Source organism: Dethiosulfatibacter sp. (assembly GCF_983023055.1).
In genome coordinates, this window is record NZ_CEZJXU010000220.1 from 1 (window position 1) to 4,156 (window position 4,156).

Below are 4,156 nucleotides of genomic sequence, written 5' to 3' on the forward strand. Positions count from 1 at the left end.
AATAAACAAGAAATAATTAGCTGTTTCCTATATTAAATAGGAGTCAGCTTTTTTTTTTATAACTTAAGAAAGTTAAAATATGCATAACCCCTTGAAGCGTTGGTGTTACGCGGTTAACGCAGCAAAGCTGCTTTCTTGTAAAATAGATAAGTTGAATCAAAAAATCGCAACAATTTTTCAGACAAAAATGTTACGACTTTTTTCTTATATAGTGCTAATATATTATTAATCTTGCTAACAAATTTACTCCGGGTAAATTAGATTTTCTTCCTTCATTTTCAGTAGCACCTCTTCTAGATACTTCTTTGCTTCATACTTTGCCATTGGCAGACTCATGTCATGGTAATTTCCACAAGAAATAGCATCAGATCCTGGAATTTCTCCCTCGTAATCTGCAATGAACTCAAACATTTCCACAAGAATAGGAACTATATCCTTGGATATTCTGTCTCCTTTAAGGATTAGGTAATAACCAGTTCTGCATCCCATTGGACCGAAGTATATTGTCTCGTCGTTGTATATCTCATGGTTTCTCAAGAATGTAGCTCCAAGATGCTCTATTGCATGAAGCTCTCCAGTGTTTATTACTGGTTCTCTGTTTGGAATCTTCATCCTCAAGTCATATGTTGTTATGAATGCATCGTTTACTACATCTTTTCTAGAAACATAGACGCCTCTAATAAGTTTTTTGTGATCTATCTGAAAACTCTCTATTTTTTTCATGATTCCTCCTATTAAATACATTTTGGGTAGTGTATATCTAATCTGATTATAGAGTAAACTGGTGAAATTTGCAAAAAGGAAATTTATAATTTGAAAATGATAATCTTTGTTTTTGACATGAGCTTTACCAGGTAATATAATAATCCCTGTGATGGATTGATTGAAACAATATTTAATACAACTATAGTAAAATATTTGAAATAAACTGAATGTGAGGATAATATGACTAAAAGACTTTTTGAAGAAGATGTATATTTAAAGGAAGCGGACTGTAAAATAATTGGAAAATCCGAAAATGAAAGCAGGAAGCTTCTGGAACTTGACAGTACAATATTCTTTCCAGAAGGTGGAGGACAACCTTCTGACACAGGAATGATAGGTGATGCAATGGTTTTACATGTATTTGAAGAGGGTGAAAAAATATATCACGAAGTCGATATATTTCCACTAGAAGAGGATGTGAAATGTACTCTTGACTGGAAGAAAAGGCTTGACCACATGCAGCAGCACTGCGGTGAGCATATACTATCTGGAGTTGCACTTAAGGAATATGGATACCAAAACAAGGGGTTTCATATGGGTGAGGACTATATAACTGTAGATATAGATGCGAAGACCCTTACTGATGAAATGGTTAAAAATATTGAATTGAAATGCAATGAAGCAATTTATGAAAACAGGGATGTACAAATAATAACTGTCAATAGTGTGGAAAAAGCAAAAGAATATCCAATAAGAAAAATGCCTGATATCAACGAAGATATTAAGATAGTCAATATAGTGGATACTGACTGCGTAGCTTGCTGCGGTACTCATCCCGACAAAACAGGAGAGGTTGGACTTGTAAAGATTTTAAGAACCCAGAAATATAAGGGAATGACAAGAATATTTTTTAAATGCGGAATGAGAGCCTTTGAAGATTTCCAGAAAGAACATGAAATCATAACCATTTTGAATAGAAAATATTCCTCCGATTTAGAAAACTTGATTGATAGAAATGAAAAAGAAAGCATCAGGTTAGTAGAACTGAAGAATGACTTGAAAAATTTGCGGAAGCAACTTTCAATATATGATGCCAAAACACTTGTCAAGGAATCAAAAGGACAGAAAATATCAAGAATATATCAGGATAAGTCTGTAGACGAGCTGGAGTTCATAGTATCGCAACTTATGGATATGGGAAGTTATGAGATAATTCTTTCATCGGGAAAGGATAAAAGGATAGTATATGTAAACAATACTGGCAATGGCAAAAGCTGTGGAAAGGTCTTTAAGGAAAATATTAAAAATTACAACGGAAGAGGCGGGGGAAAAGATACAAAGGCTCAGGGGTCTTTTTCTGAAAATGATGACTTGATTAAATTTCACGAGTTCCTGTCAATAATATGATTGACAATCTGCATCAACAGGATGTATAATTATAAACAATTAATTTAAAAGAATATTTCTTTATTATTCAAGCATGACAGTTCTAAGGCTTCGCTATGAAAGTCATGCCCATAGGGTATGTTTGGAAACAGACATATCTCCCGTGTTTGGAATGAATAATTATATTTAATTTACTATATATTTATAGTGAGTTTTCACTTGTATAATTTACGGGCATTCCTTCAGGAGTGCCCGTTTTTTATTTACATGACGTACCAATCAGTATGTCAGATAATTCGAAGGACTCGATGTCCTGAAAATTATAAATAATATTTATCATAATTTGGAGGAGATTACATGAAGAAAAAAGTATTATTAATGCTTATACTTGTTGTAAGCATGGTGATGTATGTTGGGTGCTCACCGGCAGAACCAACAGAAACACCATCAGAGGAACCAGATACACAGGAAGAAACAGAAGCAGCTTCCGAAGTAGAACTTGAGGGAAATCTTGTTATTTTTCATGCAGGAAGTCTTTCAGTACCTTTCGGTGAAATGGAAGCAGAATTCGAAACAATGTATCCAAAAGTTGATATATTGAGAGAACCGGCAGGAAGCAGAACCTGTGCAAAGAAAATATGTGAGCTTGAAAAAGAAGCACATATAATGGCTTCAGCAGATTATACTGTCATAGATAACCTGCTTATTCCTGACTATGCAGATTTTAATGTATTGTTTGCAAAGAATGAAATGGTTATTGGGTATTCTGAAACAAGTAAATATGCAGATGAAATCACAACTGAAAACTGGTATGAAATACTATTAAGAGATGGTGTAAACTATGGACATAGCGACCACAATGCAGACCCTTGTGGATACAGGTCACTTATGGTTTACCAGCTTGCTGAAGACCATTACGGAATTGAAGGACTAGAGGCCGATCTTGATTTTCATTGTCCAGATAAAAATATTAGACCTAAGGAAACTGATCTTCTTGCTATGATAGAGACTGGAACACTTGATTACTTTTTTATTTACAGATCAGTTGCTGTACAGCATGATCTTCCTTTTGTAGAGCTTCCAGAGGAAATTAATTTGAGTAGCGTCGACTTTACTGACTTCTATGCAACTGCAACGGTTGAGGTTGCTGGATCTGAGCCTGGACAAACTATTACACAGGTTGGAAAGCCAATAGTATATGGAGTTACAATCCCTAACAATACTCCGGATGAAGCGCTTTCAGTTGCTTTCATCAATTATTTGCTTGATAAGGAAAAAGGACTTTCAATAATGGACAAGAATGGACAACCCGTACTTGATCCACTGGTTGTAAAGGGAGAAGAAAACCTTAGCGAAGGAATAGTATATTAACAAAATTATAATACCGCTGCCCTTGGCAGCGGTATATAACTTAAGGAGTGTCCATGAACGGGAAAAGAGATTTGATACATTCATTATCCATGATTGCAGGCATTATAATCATATTTTTTATTGTTTATCCCATTTGCTTACTTGTTGGGACTACTGATTATGAGATTCTGGGAGAGACAATAAGGGATAATGCTGTCAGGGATGCCATATGGACGAGTTTGTCCACAGGAAGCATCGCAACACTGATTTCAGCATTTCTTGGAGTCCCCCTGGCATATATACTTGCTAGGTTTGAGTTCAAGGGCAAGAACATAATTGAGAGCATACTGGACATACCCCTTGTAATACCCCATACAGTAGTGGGTATCATGCTTCTTTCAATGCTGAGTTCTAGAAGCACAGTTGGGAAAATACTTGAATTTATAGGTGTTGAAGTAATTGGTACAAAACGAGGAATTGTACTGGCTATGATGTTTGTCAGTCTGCCCCTTATGATATCCAGTGCAAAAAATGCATTTCTTGGTGTTTCGAGCAAGATGGAGAACGTATCGAGATCCCTTGGAGCGACGCATATACAGACAATAAAAAATGTAACACTACCAAATGCATACAGGGGAATACTTACAGGAATGATTCTGACATGGGCAAGGTCCATAAGTGAATTCGGAGCAGTAGTAATTCTTGCTTATCATCC

General features: G+C 35.6%; 4 protein-coding genes and 1 riboswitch. Of the genes, 3 read left to right on the plus strand and 1 reads right to left on the minus strand.

Going from position 1 to position 4,156, the window contains the following annotated elements; genetic code table 11:
* Positions 1–243 precede the first annotated feature (243 nt).
* Positions 244–723 (minus strand): S-ribosylhomocysteine lyase, encoded by a 480-nt coding sequence (locus AC3AX0_RS08420; RefSeq protein ID WP_487549854.1) that lies wholly within the window; start codon positions 721–723, stop codon positions 244–246.
* Between the two features lie 222 nt (positions 724–945).
* Here AC3AX0_RS08420 and AC3AX0_RS08425 point away from each other — a divergent pair, with 222 nt between their 5' ends.
* The 3 genes from AC3AX0_RS08425 to AC3AX0_RS08435 all read left to right on the plus strand — a co-directional run.
* Complete coding sequence (locus AC3AX0_RS08425) at positions 946–2,112, plus strand: alanyl-tRNA editing protein (protein WP_487549855.1); 1,167 nt, start codon at positions 946–948, stop codon at positions 2,110–2,112.
* 53 nt (positions 2,113–2,165) lie between these two features.
* Positions 2,166–2,285: riboswitch (molybdenum cofactor riboswitch) on the plus strand.
* A gap of 163 nt (positions 2,286–2,448) precedes the next feature.
* Entirely contained in the window at positions 2,449–3,462 is a 1,014-nt protein-coding gene (gene wtpA / locus AC3AX0_RS08430) for a tungstate ABC transporter substrate-binding protein WtpA (RefSeq protein ID WP_487549856.1), read from the plus strand.
* Positions 3,463–3,515: 53 nt separating this feature from the next.
* Positions 3,516–4,156: ABC transporter permease subunit (locus AC3AX0_RS08435; protein ID WP_487549857.1), on the plus strand; the 641-nt coding region annotated here is incomplete at its 3' end.